Origin of the sequence: Streptomyces sp. NBC_01334 (assembly GCF_035983595.1) — a bacterium.
Taxonomy (GTDB): domain Bacteria; phylum Actinomycetota; class Actinomycetes; order Streptomycetales; family Streptomycetaceae; genus Streptomyces; species Streptomyces coriariae.
Genome location: NZ_CP130718.1, coordinates 6,601,739 through 6,618,679, shown reverse-complemented (window position 1 = coordinate 6,618,679; position 16,941 = coordinate 6,601,739). Strand labels below are relative to the sequence as shown.

At 71.1% G+C, this 16,941-nt stretch carries 17 protein-coding genes; 10 read left to right on the top strand and 7 right to left on the bottom strand.

What is annotated here, in order from left to right:
- The first annotated feature begins 17 nt into the window (after nt 1-17).
- The 4 genes from OG736_RS29885 (at nt 18) to OG736_RS29870 (ending at nt 4,061) form a co-directional block, all read left to right on the top strand.
- Complete coding sequence (locus tag OG736_RS29885) at nt 18-995, top strand: ABC transporter ATP-binding protein (protein WP_327185124.1); 978 nt, start codon at nt 18-20, stop codon at nt 993-995.
- A 2-nt stretch (nt 996-997) separates the two neighbouring features.
- Complete coding sequence (locus tag OG736_RS29880) at nt 998-1,768, top strand: ABC transporter permease (RefSeq protein WP_327187746.1); 771 nt, start codon at nt 998-1,000, stop codon at nt 1,766-1,768.
- A gap of 110 nt (nt 1,769-1,878) precedes the next feature.
- Nucleotides 1,879-3,183, top strand: coding sequence for an ABC transporter ATP-binding protein (locus tag OG736_RS29875; protein WP_327185123.1), 1,305 nt, complete (start codon nt 1,879-1,881; stop codon nt 3,181-3,183).
- Nucleotides 3,180-4,061 carry an ABC transporter permease gene (locus tag OG736_RS29870; protein WP_327185122.1) on the top strand — a complete coding sequence of 294 codons (882 nt, stop codon included), beginning with the start codon at nt 3,180-3,182 and terminating at the stop codon, nt 4,059-4,061. The genes OG736_RS29875 and OG736_RS29870 overlap by 4 nt, the downstream gene beginning before the upstream one ends.
- A gap of 45 nt (nt 4,062-4,106) precedes the next feature.
- Here OG736_RS29870 and OG736_RS29865 read toward each other — a convergent pair whose 3' ends face one another.
- Nucleotides 4,107-4,439: an Rv1322 family protein gene (locus OG736_RS29865; RefSeq protein WP_020131163.1), complete on the bottom strand. Its 333-nt coding sequence runs from the start codon at nt 4,437-4,439 to the stop codon at nt 4,107-4,109.
- A 223-nt stretch (nt 4,440-4,662) separates the two neighbouring features.
- Here OG736_RS29865 and OG736_RS29860 point away from each other — a divergent pair, with 223 nt between their 5' ends.
- Complete coding sequence (locus tag OG736_RS29860; RefSeq protein ID WP_327185121.1) at nt 4,663-5,691, top strand: LLM class flavin-dependent oxidoreductase; 1,029 nt, start codon at nt 4,663-4,665, stop codon at nt 5,689-5,691.
- A gap of 83 nt (nt 5,692-5,774) precedes the next feature.
- Here the strand turns inward: OG736_RS29860 and OG736_RS29855 are convergent, their stop codons facing one another.
- Nucleotides 5,775-6,167 carry an SCO5389 family protein gene (locus OG736_RS29855; protein WP_020131165.1) on the bottom strand — a complete coding sequence of 131 codons (393 nt, stop codon included), beginning with the start codon at nt 6,165-6,167 and terminating at the stop codon, nt 5,775-5,777.
- A gap of 322 nt (nt 6,168-6,489) precedes the next feature.
- Between OG736_RS29855 and nucS the strand changes: the two genes are divergently transcribed.
- Nucleotides 6,490-7,161: an endonuclease NucS gene (gene nucS, locus OG736_RS29850; RefSeq protein ID WP_327185120.1), complete on the top strand. Its 672-nt coding sequence runs from the start codon at nt 6,490-6,492 to the stop codon at nt 7,159-7,161.
- A 71-nt stretch (nt 7,162-7,232) separates the two neighbouring features.
- Here the strand turns inward: nucS and OG736_RS29845 are convergent, their stop codons facing one another.
- Together OG736_RS29845 and OG736_RS29840 are read right to left on the bottom strand one after the other, a co-directional pair.
- Nucleotides 7,233-9,734, bottom strand: coding sequence for an ATP-binding protein (locus OG736_RS29845; RefSeq protein ID WP_327185119.1), 2,502 nt, complete (start codon nt 9,732-9,734; stop codon nt 7,233-7,235).
- A gap of 237 nt (nt 9,735-9,971) precedes the next feature.
- Nucleotides 9,972-10,295 (bottom strand): STAS domain-containing protein, encoded by a 324-nt coding sequence (locus OG736_RS29840; RefSeq protein ID WP_020131168.1) that lies wholly within the window; start codon nt 10,293-10,295, stop codon nt 9,972-9,974.
- A 425-nt stretch (nt 10,296-10,720) separates the two neighbouring features.
- Between OG736_RS29840 and OG736_RS29835 the strand changes: the two genes are divergently transcribed.
- Nucleotides 10,721-11,293: a cob(I)yrinic acid a,c-diamide adenosyltransferase gene (locus OG736_RS29835; RefSeq protein WP_327185118.1), complete on the top strand. Its 573-nt coding sequence runs from the start codon at nt 10,721-10,723 to the stop codon at nt 11,291-11,293.
- Here the strand turns inward: OG736_RS29835 and OG736_RS29830 are convergent.
- Nucleotides 11,290-11,895 carry a hypothetical protein gene (locus OG736_RS29830; RefSeq protein ID WP_327185117.1) on the bottom strand — a complete coding sequence of 202 codons (606 nt, stop codon included), beginning with the start codon at nt 11,893-11,895 and terminating at the stop codon, nt 11,290-11,292. The genes OG736_RS29835 and OG736_RS29830 overlap by 4 nt on opposite strands.
- A gap of 144 nt (nt 11,896-12,039) precedes the next feature.
- Here OG736_RS29830 and OG736_RS29825 point away from each other — a divergent pair, with 144 nt between their 5' ends.
- The 3 genes from OG736_RS29825 to OG736_RS29815 all read left to right on the top strand — a co-directional run bounded on the left by OG736_RS29825 (nt 12,040) and on the right by OG736_RS29815 (nt 15,846).
- Complete coding sequence (locus OG736_RS29825; protein ID WP_442817092.1) at nt 12,040-13,233, top strand: sensor histidine kinase; 1,194 nt, start codon at nt 12,040-12,042, stop codon at nt 13,231-13,233.
- On the top strand, nt 13,230-13,910 hold the full coding sequence (locus tag OG736_RS29820) for a response regulator (protein ID WP_327185114.1): 681 nt from the start codon (nt 13,230-13,232) through the stop codon (nt 13,908-13,910). The genes OG736_RS29825 and OG736_RS29820 overlap by 4 nt, the downstream gene beginning before the upstream one ends.
- A 112-nt stretch (nt 13,911-14,022) precedes the next feature.
- Nucleotides 14,023-15,846: a glycoside hydrolase family 18 chitinase gene (locus tag OG736_RS29815; protein ID WP_327185113.1), complete on the top strand. Its 1,824-nt coding sequence runs from the start codon at nt 14,023-14,025 to the stop codon at nt 15,844-15,846.
- Nucleotides 15,847-15,933: 87 nt separating this feature from the next.
- Here the strand turns inward: OG736_RS29815 and OG736_RS29810 are convergent, their stop codons facing one another.
- Nucleotides 15,934-16,380: a DUF2550 domain-containing protein gene (locus OG736_RS29810; protein WP_020131174.1), complete on the bottom strand. Its 447-nt coding sequence runs from the start codon at nt 16,378-16,380 to the stop codon at nt 15,934-15,936.
- Nucleotides 16,381-16,522: 142 nt separating this feature from the next.
- Entirely contained in the window at nt 16,523-16,897 is a 375-nt protein-coding gene (locus OG736_RS29805) for a F0F1 ATP synthase subunit epsilon (RefSeq protein ID WP_057584029.1), read from the bottom strand.
- Nucleotides 16,898-16,941: the final 44 nt, after the last annotated feature.

Here is a 16,941-nt window from a genome sequence, read left to right as displayed (position 1 = left end):
CGCTTTAGCGTGGCCGCATGATCGAGCTGTCTGGCCTGACGAAGCGGTACGGCGAGAAGGTCGCGGTGAACAACCTCACCTGCACCGTCAGACCGGGCATCGTCACGGGCTTCCTCGGTCCCAACGGCGCGGGCAAGTCCACCACCATGCGGATGATGCTGGGCCTCGACCGGCCGACCGCCGGGGACGTCCGCATCGACGGCCAGCACTACGACCGGCTGAAGGACCCCCTCAGGTACATCGGCGCCCTGCTGGACGCCAAGGCCATGCACGGCGGGCGCAGCGCCTTCAACCATCTGCTGTGTCTGGCGCAGAGCAACGGCATCCCGAAGAGCCGGGTGCACGAGGTGCTGGACACCGTCGGTCTCACCTCCGTGGCCAAGAAGAAGGCCAAGGGGTTCTCGCTGGGGATGGGGCAGCGGCTGGGCATCGCGGGCGCGCTCCTCGGCGACCCGCGGATCCTGATGTTCGACGAGCCGGTCAACGGCCTCGACCCCGAGGGCATCCACTGGATCCGCAACCTGATGAAGTCGCTGGCCGCGCAGGGGCGGACCGTGTTCGTCTCCTCCCACCTGATGAGCGAGATGGCCCTGACCGCCGATCACCTGATCGTGATCGGGCAGGGGCGGCTGCTCGCCGACACCTCGATGGCCGACTTCATCGCGCAGAACTCGCGCTCGTACGTCCGTATCCGTACCCCGCAGCGGGAGCGGCTGCTCGACGTGCTGCACGGCGCCGGGGTCCTGGTCGTCGAGTCCGGCAGCGGGGTGCTGGAGGTCGACGGCGACAAGTCCGAGCACATCGGGGAGCTGGCCGCGCAGCACCAGATCGTGCTGCACGAGCTGAGCCCCCAGCGGGCCTCCCTGGAGGAGGCGTTCATGCAGCTCACCGCGGAGTCGGTGGAGTACCACGCGCACACCGACACGCCCCCCGGCCCACTCGAACAGGTCGAGCAGCCCGGACCGCAGTGGGGCGACGACTGGACGAGGAGCTGATGATGGCGGCGACCCAGGTCATCCGGTCGGAGTGGACCAAGATCCGGTCGGTGGCCTCCACCGTGTGGACGCTCTCGCTCGCCGTGGTGGTCACCATCGCCCTCGGCATGCTGATCTCTGCGCTGTCGAGGAACGAGTTCGACAACATGAGCCGCGACGACCGGCTCTCCTTCGACCCCACCTTCATCAGCTTCGCCGGGATGAGCCTCGGTCAGCTCGCGATGATCGTGTTCGGGGTGTTGGTCGTGTCGAACGAGTACAGCACCGGCATGATCCGCACCTCGCTGGCCGCCGTGCCGCAGCGTGGCACCTTCCTGTTCAGCAAGATCGCGGTGGCCACCGGGCTCGCGCTGGCCGTGGGGCTGGCCACCAGCTTCGTCACCTTCTTCCTGGGGCAGGCCATGCTCGGCTCCCACAAGGCGTCGATCGGGGACACCGGAGTCCTGCGGGCGGTCATCGGCGGCGGTCTGTACATGACGCTCATCGCCGTGTTCTCGATGGGCGTGGCCACGATGCTGCGCTCGCCGATGCTGTCGCTCGGCATCCTGATGCCGTTCTTCTTCCTGATCTCCAACATCCTCGGCAACGTCTCGGCGACGAAGAAGATCGGCCGGTATCTGCCCGACCAGGCCGGCAGCAAGATCATGCAGGTGGTCACTCCGATCGACGACGACACCCCGTACGGGCCCTGGGGCGGGTTCGCCATCATGGCCGTGTGGGCCCTCGCCGCGCTCGCGGGCGGCTACCTCCTGCTGAAGAAACGCGACGCGTAACGCTTTGGTCTTTGCTTTCATTTGAGCGGAACCGTCAGCGCCCCGATATCCTCCTAACCCTTACGGGGGCGTGTGCCCTGCTGTCCTGAACCTTTCGATGGGTGCGGAGCATGATCGAAGCAGTCGGCCTGACCAAGCGCTACGGCGACAAGACCGCTGTGTACAACCTTTCCTTCCAGGTGCGGCCCGGCGCCGTCACCGGCTTCCTCGGGCCCAACGGCTCGGGCAAGTCGACCACCATGCGGATGATCCTCGGGCTGGACAACCCCACCTCCGGGACGGTGACGATCGGCGGCTACCCGTACCGCAAGCTGCCGAACGCCGCCCGCCAGGTGGGTGCCCTGCTGGACGCCAAGGCGGTGCACGGCGGCCGGCACGCCCGCAACCACCTGCTGAGCCTGGCCCAGCTGTCCGGCATCCCGGCCCGGCGGGTCGACGAGGTGCTCGGCGTGGTCGGCCTCCAGGACGTGGCACGCAAGCGCTCCAAGGGCTTCTCCCTGGGCATGGGCCAGCGGCTCGGCATCGCGGCCGCGCTGCTCGGCGACCCGCAGGTGCTGCTCTTCGACGAGCCGGTCAACGGCCTCGACCCGGAGGGCATCCTCTGGGTCCGCAACCTGATGAAGTCGCTGGCCGCCGAGGGCCGCACGGTGTTCGTCTCCTCCCACCTCATGAGCGAGATGGCGGTGACCGCCGATCACCTGATCGTGATCGGGCGCGGGCAGCTGCTCTCCGACATGAGCGTGAAGGACTTCATCTCGGCCAACTCCGCGGACTTCGCTCGGGTCCGCACCCCGCACACCGAACCCCAGCTGCGCGAGAAGCTGGCCTCCGCGCTCACCGAGGCGGGCGGCCATGTGCTGCCCGAGCAGGACGGCGCGCTGCGGGTGACCGGGCTGGCGCTGCCCCGCATCAGCGACATCGCCCACGAGAGCGATGTACGCCTGTGGGAGCTGTCGCCGCACCAGGCCTCGCTGGAAGAGGCGTACATGCGGATGACGCAGGGCGCCGTCGACTACCGGTCCACCATCGACCAGAAGGCCGGCCTCCAGCAGCAGCTCGCGCCCGGCGCACAGCCGCCCATGCCGGTGCCGGGCCAGGGCCAGCCGGGCTGGTACGCCCCGCCGCCCCCGCAGCACCCCGGATACGCGCCGCCGCAGCAGCCGGCCCAGGCGCCCCCGGCGGCCTCCTACGGGGCGTACGGCGCCCCCGGGGGCCCGGCCACGGCACCCGGCCCGAACGGTGCCAACCCGTACGTGCAGGCGCCCGCACAGGCCCCGGGCCAGCCGGCCGCCGCGTCGCCGGCGGCGGCACCGTCCGCGCCCGCCCCGGTGGCCGCCCCGGCCGAGCCGGCCCCGGCCGCTCCCGACGCTCCCGCCCCCGACGCCGCCCCGACCAAGTCCGAGGACGCCCGATGAGCACCCCGCAGCACCCGACGCCGCAGGCCGCGCCCGCCTGGCAGGGGGCGCCCGGTCCCGCGTACGCCGCGGCCGGCCCCGCCTACACCTCGCCGATCCCGATCGTGCGCACGCACCTCGGGCACGCCATCGCCTCGGAGTGGACGAAGATCCGCTCGGTGCGCTCCACGATGTGGACGCTGGGCGTGTTCGTGCTGCTCGTCATCGGCATCGGACTGCTGGCCGGCGCGGTCGTCGCCGCGAACGCGACCGAGGGCGACCTCGCGGGCGACACCGCCCTGTCGTTCGGCTTCTTCGGGCTGCTCCTGGGCAGCATGTGCGTCATCACGCTCGGCGTGCTGACCACGGCCTCGGAGTACGGCACCGGCATGATCCGCACCACGATGGTGGCCTGCCCGTCCCGCGGCCGGGTGCTCGCCGCGAAGGCGGTCGTCTTCTTCGCCGTCGCGTTCGTCGTGACGCTCGTGTCCTCGAGCTTCGTCGCCATGGTGGACGTGGGCATGCTGGGCGACGCCCGGCAGCCGACCGGCTCGGAGTGGCTCAAGGCCACCTTCGGAGTGTCGCTCTACATCGCGCTGCTCGGACTGATCTCGCTGGCCGTCGGCTCGATCATCCGGCACTCGGCCGGCGCCATCACCATCATGATCGGCGTCCTGCTGGCCCCGCTGGTCATCGCGATCTTCATGTTCTCGTCCTCGCTGGAGGACCTGCGCCAGGCCCTGTTCGAGTACTCGATCCCGAACCAGCTGAGCGTCTTCTACTCGTCCTCGCTCTCCGACAGCGGGCCGAGCGGCTGGGACCCGCTGTGGATCGCGCTCGGCGTGACCGCCGCCGTGCTCGGCGGCGCCTTCGCCCTGCTGGAGAAGCGCGACGTCTGACAGCTGACAGCTGACGGCTGACGGCTGACGGCTGACGGCTGACGGTCAGAACTTCGGCGCGTTACGGGACCGCCGCACCCCCGGGGTGCGGCGGTCCCGTGCGTTCCAGCACGCCTTGTGCCAGTGCCGACGGTCGTCGACGCCCGCGTGCTCGGGCCAGACGACGACATGCGGCACGCCGTCGGGGATCAGCTGGTCGCAGCCCGGGCACCGGTACGCCTTGCCCTGGGCGCTCGCACCGGCCACGTGCCGCACACTCCACTGCTCGCCCTGCCAGCTCTCCCCCGACTGCCAGCCGCCGTAACGGCTCGCGCGGTCGTCCTCGGCACTCTGGCCGGACGAGCCCTCACCCTTGGGGCGGTTGCGACGCGGGGACACGGGACACCTCACGGGGCTATACAGGGAGCAGGGTTGCCGTCCAGCCTACGCGGCGTGCGCGCGGGTACCCGTAGGGCAGCGAGCCCCCACAAGTCGCCCTCCCCGACGCCCCATTCTCCAGACAATCCGCAAATCTCTCCGCCAGGCCGTGTCCTCGGCACGTGTCAGACGGTTATGCCGGGTGGGGGAGCTCCGTGTCGGAGCCAAGGAAGCAGGAAAGTCCATGCGCGTTGGAAGTTTCGTGTTGGGAGCCCAGTTCCCCGGCCAGGGGCAGGGAGAGGCGCTGCACCGCGCGGTCCGCTCGGCCGAGGTGGCCGAGGAGGCGGGCCTCGACTCGGTCTGGCTGGCCGAGCACCACTTCGTGCCGTACGGCACGTGCCCGTCGGCGGTCACGCTCGCCGCGCTGCTGCTGGGCCGCACCCACCGCATCCGGGTCGGCACGGCGGTCAGCGTACTGCCCACCGTCCACCCCGTCGCGCTGGGCGAGCAGGCCGCGCTGCTGCACCTGACGAGCGGCGGCCGCTTCTCGCTGGGCGTGGGGCGCGGCGGCCCGTGGGTCGACCTGGAGGTGTTCGGCGCGGGCCTGGAGGCGTACGAGCAGGGGTTCCCGGAATCACTCGATCTGCTGGTGCGCTGGCTGCGCGACCCCTCGGTGGGGGCCGACGGCGAGCGGTTCCGCTTCCGCGAAGTCCCCGTCGTCCCCAGGCCGTCGGAGGCGCTGACGGACGGGTCGGGCCCGGAGGTCGTCGTCGCGTGCACCTCGCCGGCGAGCGTACGGCTGGCCGCCGAGCGCGGGCTGCCGATGCTCCTCGGCATGCACGTGGGGGACGAGGAGAAGGCCGAGATGGTCGCCGCGTGGCGGCAGTACGCGCGCGCGGCCGGGCGGTCCGGGGACGAGATCCGGGGCGCGGCGCATGTCTCGGCGGGCGTCTGCCAGATCGCGGACCGGCGCACGGACGCGGTGGAGACCCTGGTGAAGGCGATGCCGGGCTGGCTGCGGCAGGGGCTCGACGCGCATGTGACGGTGGACGGCCGGGCCCGCTCCATGCGGGACCCGGTGGCATACACCGAACTGCTCTGCGGGCTGCACCCGGTGGGCACCCCGCGTCTGTGCGTCGACCGGCTCGCGGCGACCGGCGAGCGGACCGGCATCTCGCGTTTCGCCCTGCTGGTCGAGGGTTCCGGAGACCTGGCGGCCACCGAGGAGAACGTACGGCGGCTGGGCTCGGAGGTGCTCCCCCACCTCCGGTGAACAGCCCAGCCGGCCGCGAGGCTTGCCGCTCCCGTACTGATGGAACCTCCCGCGTCAGGAGCGGCAAGCAACAGGCTCACGTGTCAGCAGTCCCGGAATTCCGGGGACTGGTTCAGCACCTGGCTGCGGACCGAGGTGAATCGGGCGAGCTTCTCGTCGACAGCCGGCTCCAACGGGAACACCGCCACCCGGTGGCAGTTCTGGAAGGCCAGCCGCACACCGAAGTGCCGCTGCAGCGCGCCGCGTATGGCGTCACTCGCGAGCGCGCGCAGCAACTGCCCGCGTGCCTGCTCGTCCGGCGGGGGCGTCTGGTTGTCGGCGAAGTCTCCGCCGTCCACCTTCAGCTGGGCCACCAGGGAGCTGACCATCTCCCATGCGTAGGGCAGGGAGGTCCGGACGCAGTCGACGAATTCTGCTTCGTCGACCTCGCCTCGCTCGGCCTGTTCGAGTAGGGCCGGTGAGACGTCGAGCGACATGGGTACTCCTCTCGCACCCCCGGGACATCAGGGGTTGCCGGACAGGGAAAGGGAGTTCGCATGCCGAAACATCGCACACGCTGAGTACACGCATCGCGACCTCCCGTTCACTACGGTAGGCAACGGACCGTGACCGCACCAGGAGAATGGGCACATAGGGAACTCCAAGTAGGCACACAATCGGCCACTGTCGAGCTGCTGCCGAACGATGGGTTACCAGGTCGAAAGGGGCGGGCCGGAAGGGGCGTCGGTTGAGGGTGGGGGTGGGGAGACGGGCGGGCGAATCGCGTGCCCGGTGGGGCGTCGGATAGCGTTGTGCACCATGCGTCTCGTCATCGCCCGGTGCTCCGTGGACTACGCCGGCCGGCTCACCGCCCACCTCCCCTCCGCGCCCCGTCTCATCCTGGTGAAGGCGGACGGCAGCGTCTCGATCCACGCGGACGACCGGGCCTACAAGCCCCTGAACTGGATGTCGCCGCCCTGCACGCTGAAGGAGGGCACGGGCGACGAGGAAGGCGTCTGGACCGTCGTCAACAAGGGCGGAGAGAAGCTCATCATCACGATGGAGGAGATCCTCCACGATTCCTCGCACGAACTCGGCGTCGATCCCGGCCTGATCAAGGACGGCGTGGAAGCACACCTTCAGGAACTGCTCGCCGACCGCATCGAGACCCTCGGCGAGGGCTACACCCTCATCCGCCGCGAGTACATGACCGCCATCGGCCCGGTCGACATCCTGTGCCGTGACGCGGAGGGGCAGACAGTCGCGGTGGAGATCAAGCGACGCGGCGAGATCGACGGCGTCGAGCAACTCACGCGCTATCTGGAGCTGTTGAACCGCGACCCGCACCTCGCCCCGGTGCGCGGTGTCTTCGCGGCCCAGGAGATCAAGCCCCAGGCCCGCGTGCTCGCCACCGACCGCGGCATCGGCTGCCAGGTCCTGGACTACAACGCGATGCGGGGCATCGAGGACGACAAGCTGCGGCTGTTCTGACCCACCGACCCGTACGACGCGAAGGGCCGGGTTCCCGAAGAGGAACCCGGCCCTTTCATGTGCCTGGAGGCTCAGATCATCGAGTCCGAGGAGGAGGGCGTCGAGTCCGCCCTGCTCGGCGACACCGGGGCACTTGAGGTGGTACCGCTGGCGGAGGTCCCGGTGGACGGGTCTCCGGTGGGGGTTCCGCCGGTCGGGTCGGGAGTCCCGGTCGGAGGCGTCGTGCTCGGCGAGCTGGACGAACTCGGCGACGACGACGGTGACGACGAGGGCTTCGGACTCGTGCTCGACGACGGCTTCGAGGTCGGCGTCGGGGACGACCCACCGTTCCCCGACCCCTGTGAGCTGCTCGCCTCCGACGACGGCTCCGCCTCTCCCGTGGGGGACGGGTCGTCCGAGGTGCCCATCGTTCCGTCCGGGCCCGGGTCCGTCGGCCTGCTGGTCGCCTCGCCCGTGTCGGCGGAGCCGCTGTCGTCCCCCGGGGTGTCGGAGTCCAGGCCGCCGTCGTCCAGGCCGGTGCTGGCGGAGGGGTTGACGCCGACCCGGTCAGAAGGGTCGTCGGCGTCGTTGTTGGAGGTCGCGCCGAGCGTCACGACCGTGCCGAGGACGGCGACGAGCAGCGCGCCCGCGCCGGCCGCGACCAGGTTGCGCTTGGCCAGGCTCTTCAGGCCGCCCCGGTTGTGACGGGCCGGCGGGCCGGCGGGCTCACGGCGGGCGACGACGGTCTCGGCCTCCGGCGGGTAGGTCGGGAGCACCGCCTGGATGCCGCGCGGCGGGGACGCCGACTCCTCGTGGCGGGCGTCGGGCACCTCCTCGCCTGCCGTCGCCGCCGCAAGACCGGGTGCATCCCCGGAGCGGTCGGTGACCAGGGCGAGGGCGCGGCGGCCGGCGACGGTCCCGCGCTTGTCGGCGATCGCCCCGCGCAGGGCGAGGGAGGCCTCCAGCTCGGAGCGGGCCCGGTCGAGGTCTCCGCCGCAGAGGGCGAGGACACCCATTTCGTGGTGGAAGTAGGCACGGTCGGCGGACTCCCCGGCGAGCCGGGCGGCCTCGGCGCCCTCGTGCAGGCTGCTCTCCCAGGCGCTCCAGCGCAGGCCCGCGGCGAAGGCGGGCGCGGCGGTGCGGGCGAGCTGGACGGCGGTGGACTCCTCGTCCTCGCCGGTTCGGGTCGTCGTGGGGACGATCACGACGAGGGCGGCGAGGACGGCGTCGGCCTCCGCGCAGACCCGCTCGGGCGTGACCGAGGGATGTCCGGCCCACCAGGCGTAGTGCTGGGCGGCGGAGTGGGCGCGGGTCTCGACGTCGTCGGCGTATCCGGCGGCCTCGAGCTGGGTCTGGACGCCGGCGGCGAGCCGGTAGCGGGTGCCGACCGGGGAGACGAGTCCGCAGGCGGCCAGTTCACCGAGGGCGGCGTCGGCGTGGGTGTCGCCGACCAGGGCGGGCAGGTGCGCCTGGTGCGGGACCTCACCGTCCAGGGCGACGGCGAAGCGCAGCGTCGCGCGGGCGGAGGCGCTGAGGCGGGCGGCGAGCAGCGGCGCGGGCGCGGCGGCCTCGCCGAGCGAGGGCAGGGGTATCTCCTCGGCCTCGCCGGCTCCGGCGAGGCCGTCGACGGCGTCGGCGAGCGGCCGGGCGTCCTCGAAGACACCGAACACGTCGACCGCGTCGGCGCCGGCCCGCAGCTGGTCGCGCTGCGAGAGCAGGGCGCCGGCCTGGACGAAGCGCAGCGGCAGGCCCTCGGACTCGAACCACAGGTCGCCGGCCCAGTTGGCCTCCTCCTCGGTGAGGACGCGGCCGACGGCGTGCTCGATCACCTCGACGCCGCCCGCGCGGTCCAGCCCGGTGAGGACGACCTCCTCGACGGCGGACTCCGCGGAGGGCAGCGGGGTGTCCGGGGTCGCGCCGAGCAGGAAGGCGCACTCGGGCGTCGCGTCCAGGAGTTCGTCGAGGGCGGCGCCGCCGAGGTCGAGGTCGTCGACCACGACGACCGCGCCGATCTCGCGGACCAGGGCACTCAGGTCGTCGCTCGCGGGGCGGTACAGGGGAGCGTCGTAGACGGCGTGGAAGAGGTCGTGCAGGAGGTCGGCCGAGGTGCGGCGGAAGCCGGTGAGGCGGACGACGCCGTCGGGGGCGAGGTCCTCGCAGTCCTCGGCGACGAGGTCGAGCAGGCTGGTGCGGCCGGAGCCGGGCGGGCCGGTGAGGCGGACGGAGCGGCCGCGGGCCAGCAGGCGGACCAGCTGTTCGCGTTCGTCCTGGCGGCCCAGGAGCGGCTGGGCGGGCCGGGCGGTTCCGGCGGGGGCCGGCGGCCGGGCGGCGCGCTCGGCCTCGGCACGCTGCTCCGCGGTGCGCTTGGCGGGGCGCTCCGGTATCTCGGTGGGCGGGCAGAGTTCTATCTCGCTGCCGTCGACCGGATTGACCGTGAGCAGGTGTTCGCCCGCGACGAGCCGCACGGTGCGGGCCAGCGTCGGCGTGTGCTGGCCGAAGTCGGGTGTGAGGGGGTCCCTGGACGGGCGCGGGCGCGGCGTGCCGCCGTCGTCGTCCTGGCCGTACTCCTCGGGTCCCCGGGTGTTCGGGTCCATAGGTTCAAGCCCCCCAAAAGCGTCGTGTGGCGGTAGCCCCTCCCGGCCTTGCTGCACACTGCGCTGTCGCTTCTGGTCCGGTGCCCGCTCGAGGGCTGAGAGCGGCGGGCAGACGAACCGTAAACCTTCGCACAGTATCTAGGACAGCCCGGGGTGCCGGGCCGCCCGAAGCGTCACAGTCTCGTGAGGATTGCGCCCGTCGCATGTTTTCCGCCGCAGGCCACGCCCCCTCGGGGATCAGACCCGGGGCAGGGACTCCACGCCGATACCGCCCTCGATCGCGAGGATCCGGTGCAGTCGGGTGGCCACCAGCAGGCGTTGCATCTGCGGAGGCACCCCGCGCAGCACCAGGCGTCGGCCGCACCGGCCGGCCCGCCGGTGGACGCCCATGATGACGCCGAGTCCGGTGGCGTCCCAGGAGTCCAGCTCGGACAGGTCGAGCACCAGGTCGCCGACTCCGTCGTCCACGGCCGTGTGCAGAGCCGTACGGGCATCCGCCGCGCTGCGGACGTCGAGACGGCCCCCGACGACCAGCTCTACGTGGTCGCCCCTGATGTGCATAGCGCTCCCCTAAGCGTGCGTCTCGTGCTCCGCGGTGGTGGTGTCCGGTGTTGCATCCTCTGACTGCGGGAAGCGGTCGGAGGTTGCCGTCTGTGAGCGAACCGATACCGAATTCACTCGCAGGGGTGAGGCCCATGGGGCCTGTGCGGTTTCGGTGCTTGTAGAAGCCCTGCCCGCTCAGGCGTCCGATGTCACCGGCGTCAACCATCCGGCGCAGCCGCTCCGCATGCCTCTCGGCGGGAGATTAGCGGGCGTGAGGCGCTGTGTGACCGGTTAGTAACGCGGCTCACGTCTCAGGGCGTGAGACGCCGGTCACGTCGTCAATTACTGTCCGATTCACGCCGATTGGACCGGGACTGACCGGGCGCCGACAGCAGTGACGAAGGGAACGGAACGGATCCTCCGGGACGGTCTAGATTGGCCGCATGGTCAATCTGACGCGCATCTACACGAGGACCGGCGACCAGGGCACCACCGCTCTCGGCGACATGAGCCGGGTCGCCAAGACCGACCTGCGGATCGCCGCGTACGCCGACGTCAACGAGGCGAACGCGGCGCTCGGCACGGCGCTCGCGCTGGGCGGACTGGACGAGGAGCTCGGCGTGGTGCTCACCCGGGTCCAGAACGACCTGTTCGACGTGGGCGCGGACCTGTCGACGCCGGTGGTGGAGAACCCGGAGTTCCCGCCCCTGCGGGTCGAGCAGTTCTACGTCGACCGTCTGGAGGCGGACTGCGACCTGTTCAACGAGCGGCTGGAGAAGCTGCGGTCGTTCATCCTGCCCGGCGGCACCCCGGGCGCGGCCCTGCTGCACCAGGCCTGCACGGTCGTCCGGCGGGCCGAACGCTCCACCTGGGCGGCGCTGGAGGTGCACGGTGAGCAAATGAACCCGCTCACCGCGACCTACCTCAACCGGCTCTCGGATCTGCTGTTCATCCTGGCCCGCACCGCCAACAAGGCGGTCGGCGACGTGCTCTGGGTGCCGGGCGGGGAGCGCTAGCGCATCTTGGCCGGTTCCCGCTCCGATCCGCCGTTCGGTCCGCCGTTCGGTCCGGACTTCGGTTCCGACTTCGGTCCGGACTTCGGGAACAGGGTGTAGCTCCCCGCGATGACGAGGTTGATGCCGATCACCCACAGCATCCGCAACTGCCACGCCCGCAACGAGTCGGTCTCGCCGTCCCCGCCGACGTACAGGACGGCTGCCTGGAGCAGCGCCACGGCGACCAGCGCGGCAAGGGTCCAGCGGCCCGCGACCTTCCATTCGTGGACGGCGCGGGCCCTGCCGTACTTCGGCGGCCGCACGGGCGGCGGGCCGCCGGCGAACCGGTGGGCGACCCGGGCGTCCGCCCACCTGACGGTGGAGTGGCCGAGGCCCACGGTGAAGCCGATGTAGACCGCGGCGAGGCCGTGCCGCCAGTCCGGCTCGGCGCCGTTCTTGAGGTCGATCGCGGTCACCACGAACAGCACGACCTCCAGCAGCGGCTCGCACAGCAGCAGGGCGAGCCCCAGACGCGGCATCCGGAACAGGTACCGGAAGGCCAGTCCGGCGGCCAGCAGCACCCAGAAGGCCACCTCACAGGCGATGATCAGTCCGACGATCACGGTTCGCTCCTCTCGCTCACCCTTCCAGGCTCCCGGGCGGAAGGGCCGGTCTCGTCGTCGGCGGTGACGAACTCGCGGTACATCGAAAGATGCAGTTCGGGACCGTTCCCGGGAAGCAGGCGGACGGGAGGCGGGGCGTGTTGGATGGAGGACATGGCCGTCCGAGAGCTGCACCGCCTGCGCCGACCGCACCGCTTCGACGTGTACATCGCGGTCGGCGGGCTGCTCGGTGGGCTGCTGTTGGTCGCCATCGGTCTGGGCACCCGGCCGTCCGACGATCCGATCGCGCTCCTGGACGGCCCCTGGCCGGTCCTGGTGCCGCTCTGCGTGATGGCCGGCTGCGAGGTGCTGCGCCGGGTCGCGCCGCGCACGGCCCTGCTGATCGGCACGGCCGCGATCGTCCTGGACACCCTGACCCAGGGCAACCTGTTCACGGTGCTGATGTACACCGACGTGATGTACGCGGCCGTCCTGTACGGCCCGCTCGCGTCGGCCCGCCGGATCCAGTGGATCACCGGACTGCTGACGGTGGCCGGGACGCTGGTGCCCTTCGCGGTGTGGCGGGTGCCGGAGGCCCTGCTGATCGGGGTGGTGGTCGGCATCGTGGCCTACGCGCCCGCCGCCACCGGCTGGATCGTGCGCAACCACCGCGACGCGGCCGAGGCGGCCCGACTGCGGGCCGAACAGACCGCGCTGCTCGCCGAGATGGACCGCACCCAGGCCGTCACGACCGAACGGGCCCGTATGGCGCGGGAGTTGCACGACATGGTCGCCAACCACCTGTCCGCCATCGCGATCCACTCGACGGCGGCGCTCTCGATCGACGACCCGGACACGTCCAGACAGGCGCTGTCCGTCATCCGCGAGAACAGCGTCGAGGGGCTGGCGGAGATGCGGCGGCTGATCGGGATCCTGCGCGACGGCAGCGGGGACCGCGAGCCCGCCGCGGCCCCCACCCTGGACGGCCTGGAGGCTCTCGTCGACGGTGCCCGCGCCAATGGTCTCGACGTCACCCTCGACTCCGAGCCCGGTGCGGTGCCGACCCCCGTCGAACTCGCCGCCTACCGGATCGTCCAGGAGTCGCTGACCAACGCGCTGAAGCACGCCTGTCCCGGCCGGGTCACCGTCGCCCTCGTCCGGCGCGACGGGGTGCTCGACGTGCGGGTGCGGAGCCCGTACGGCCATCGGGACGGGCCCCGCGCCCCTGGCTCCGGCGCCGGGCTCGTCGGCATGCGCGAGCGCGCGGCGCTGCTGGACGGCACGTTCGACGCCGGGCCGGAGGACTCGTACTGGACGGTGCGGGCCACGTTCCCCCTTACCGAAGGAGAGCCCCTATGAGCTCCGCCATCCGGGTCCTCGTCGCCGAGGACCAGTCCGCCGTACGCGCCGGGCTCGTCCTGATCCTGGGCAGCGCGTCCGACATCGAGGTGGTGGGCGAGGCGGCGGACGGGGAGCAGGCGGTGGCGCTGGCCCGGGAGTTGCGGCCCGACCTGGTCCTGATGGACGTTCAGATGCCACGTCTCGACGGGGTGTCGGCGACCCGGAAGGTCGTCGAGGAGGGGCTCGCCGACGTGCTGGTGCTGACCACCTTCGACCACGACGAGTACGTGTTCGGGGCACTGCGGGCGGGTGCGGCGGGGTTCCTGCTGAAGAACACGGAGGCCGGGGACCTCCTGTCGGCGGTCCGTACGGTGGCCGCCGGAGAGGGGCTGATCGCTCCCGCGGTGACCCGCCGGCTGATCGCCGAGTTCGCCGCGAAGCCGGTGCGGGCGCCGAAAGCCGACCTCGCCGTCCTGGACGCCCTCACCCGGCGCGAGCGCGAGGTGCTGGCCTGCCTGGGCGAGGGGATGTCCAACGCCGACATCGCCGGGCGCCTCGACATGGCGGAGGCGACGGTGAAGACGCACGTCAGCCGACTGCTGGGGAAGCTGGAGCTGCGCAGTCGGGTGCAAGCGGCGGTGCTGGCGCAGGAGTTGGGGATCCGGGCGGGATCCGAAGGGGCTCCGGAGGTTTAGCGGGCCGCAGTGGTCCAGACCTATTGACCTGTGGTCCAGACCTTTCTATTCTCGCGGCACCGTGGGCGTGAAGGCTCAGTCACGCCCCCCGACTCCCCCGAGGAGGCGCAGGATGCGCTTCAGACACAGAGCCGCGGCAGGGTTCGCGACGCTGCTGCTCCCGCTGGCCGGCCTGGTCGGCCTCGCGAGCCCCGCTCAGGCCGCCACGACCGCCACCGCCACCTACACCAAGGCATCGGACTGGGGCACCGGCTTCGAGGGCAGGTGGACGGTGAAGAACACCGGCACCACCGCCATCAGTTCATGGACGGTCGAGTGGGACTTCCCCTCCGGCACCTCCGTCACCTCCGCCTGGGACGCCGACGTCACGTCCTCCGGCACCCACTGGACCGCCAAGAACAAGTCCTGGAACGGCAGCCTCGCCGCAGGCGCCTCCGTCTCCTTCGGCTTCAACGGCGCGGGCGCCGGCTCCCCGTCCAACTGCAAGCTCAACGGCGACAGTTGCGACGGCACGACGGTCCCGGGCGACGCCTCCCCGTCCGCCCCGGGCACCCCGACCGCCTCCGCCCTCACCGACACCTCGGTGAAGCTGACCTGGTCCGCCGCCACCGACGACAAGGGCGTCAAGAACTACGACGTCCTGCGCGACGGCGCCAAGGTCGCCACGGTCACGACGAACTCGTACACGGACACCGGTCTGACGGCCGGCACGGACTACTCCTACACCGTCCAGGCCCGTGACACCGCCGACCAGACGGGCCCCGTCAGCGGCGCGGTCGCGGTCCACACCACCGGCGGCGGCACCACTCCCCCGACCACCGGCTCCAAGGTCAAGCTCGGCTACTTCACCGAGTGGGGCATCTACGGCCGCAACTACAACGTCAAGAACCTGGTGACGTCCGGTTCGGCCGCGAAGATCACGCACATCAACTACGCCTTCGGCAACGTGACCAACGGCCAGTGCGCGATCGGCGACTCCTACGCCGACTACGACAAGGCCTTCACCGCGGACCAGTCGGTCAGCGGCGTCGCCGACACCTGGGACCAGCCGCTGCGCGGCAACTTCAACCAGCTGCGCCAGCTGAAGGCCAAGTACCCGAACATCAAGGTGCTGTGGTCCTTCGGCGGCTGGACCTGGTCCGGCGGCTTCGCCCAGGCCGCGGCCAACCCGGCGGCGTTCGCGCAGTCCTGCTACAACCTGGTCGAGGACCCGCGCTGGGCCGACGTCTTCGACGGCATCGACATCGACTGGGAGTACCCGAACGCCTGCGGCCTGTCCTGTGACACCAGCGGGGCGGCGGCCTACAAGAACCTGATGCAGGCCCTGCGCGCCAAGTTCGGCACGGGCAACCTGGTCACCGCGGCCACCACCGCCGACGGCTCCACCGGCGGCAAGATCGACGCGGCCGACTACGCGGGCGCGGCGGCGTACGTCGACTGGTACAACGTGATGACGTACGACTTCTTCGGCGCCTGGGCGGCCCAGGGCCCGACGGCCCCGCACTCCCCGCTCACCTCGTACAGCGGCATCCCGCAGGCCGGATTCACCACGGCCGACGCGATGGCCAAGTTCAAGGCGAAGGGCGTACCCGCGAGCAAGCTGCTCATCGGCATCGGCTTCTACGGCCGCGGCTGGACCGGTGTCACCCAGGACGCCCCGGGCGGCACGGCCACGGGCCCGGCGGCCGGCACGTACGAGCAGGGCATCGAGGACTACAAGGTCCTCAAGACGTCCTGCCCGGCCACCGGCACCATCGCCGGCACGGCGTACGCGAAGTGCGGCAGCAACTGGTGGTCCTACGACACCCCGGCCACCATCGCCGGCAAGATGACCTGGGCCAAGAACCAGGGCCTGGGCGGCGCGTTCTTCTGGGAGTTCAGCGGCGACACCACCAACGGCGAGCTGGTGAGCGCCATCAACAGCGGACTGTCGTAACCGTCGTAGAAAAGTTCGCGTGATGAAGCGACATTGACGCTCCCCAGACTTCGTCCGGGGCCCCCACCCAGCGAGTGAATGCGGCGGCTACGCCACATTCACTCGCTGTCCGGGCGGGGCTGCCTCGAGCCACGCGAGGAATCCGGTCAGCGCGTCTTCGCTCATCGCGAGTTCGAGACGCGTGCCCCGGTGCACACAGGTGAGGATCACCGCGTCGGACAGCAGCGCCAGCTCCTCCTCGCCCTCGGGAAGACGGCGGCCGGCCACCTCGATCGAACCGCGCTCCAGGACCCGGCGCGGGCGGTAGGCGTACGAGAAGACGCGGTACCACTCGATGCGGTCGCCGTTGTAGCGGGCGACCCCGTAGCTCCAGCCCTTGCCGCTCGTGTCCGGTTTCTCGGAGACGTCCCAGCGCAGGGAACAGTCGAAGGTGCCGCCGGACCGCTGGATGAGTCTGCGGCGCAGGCCGAAGACGAACAACCCCAGCGCCACCAGGGCCACGACGATTCCGCACACAGTCAGAGCGAGGACCATCGACACCGACCTCCTCGTCTCCTAGGTACCGAAAATAGGTAACGGAACGGAAAAAACATCCATATCTGCCTCAGCCGCGGTCGGCTCCGGATTGCTCCGGTGCCGACCGCGGCTGAGTGACGTCAAGCGGTTACACGCTGGCTCAGCGCGAGGCCGCCGCACGCAGTCGTACGTCCGCGCGACGCTCGGCGGCGGCATCGCCCTCCGCCTTCGCGCGCTCGAGTTCCCGCTCCACGCGCTGGACGTCGATCTCGTCCGAAAGCTCGGCGATCTCGGCCAGCAGCGACAGCTTGTTGTCCGCGAACGAGATGAAACCGCCGTGCACCGCGGCGACGACCGTTCCACCATCACTCGTACGGATGGTCACCGGGCCCGACTCCAGCACACCGAGCAGCGGCTGGTGACCGGGCATGACGCCGATGTCGCCCGACGTGGTGCGCGCGACGACCAGGGTGGCCTCGCCGGACCAGACCTCTCGGTCGGCCGCGACCAGCGCGACGTGCAGCTCAGCAGCCAAGGTGGCTCCTCGGGTCACCACCCGGCTTTCCTGCCGGGTGTTGC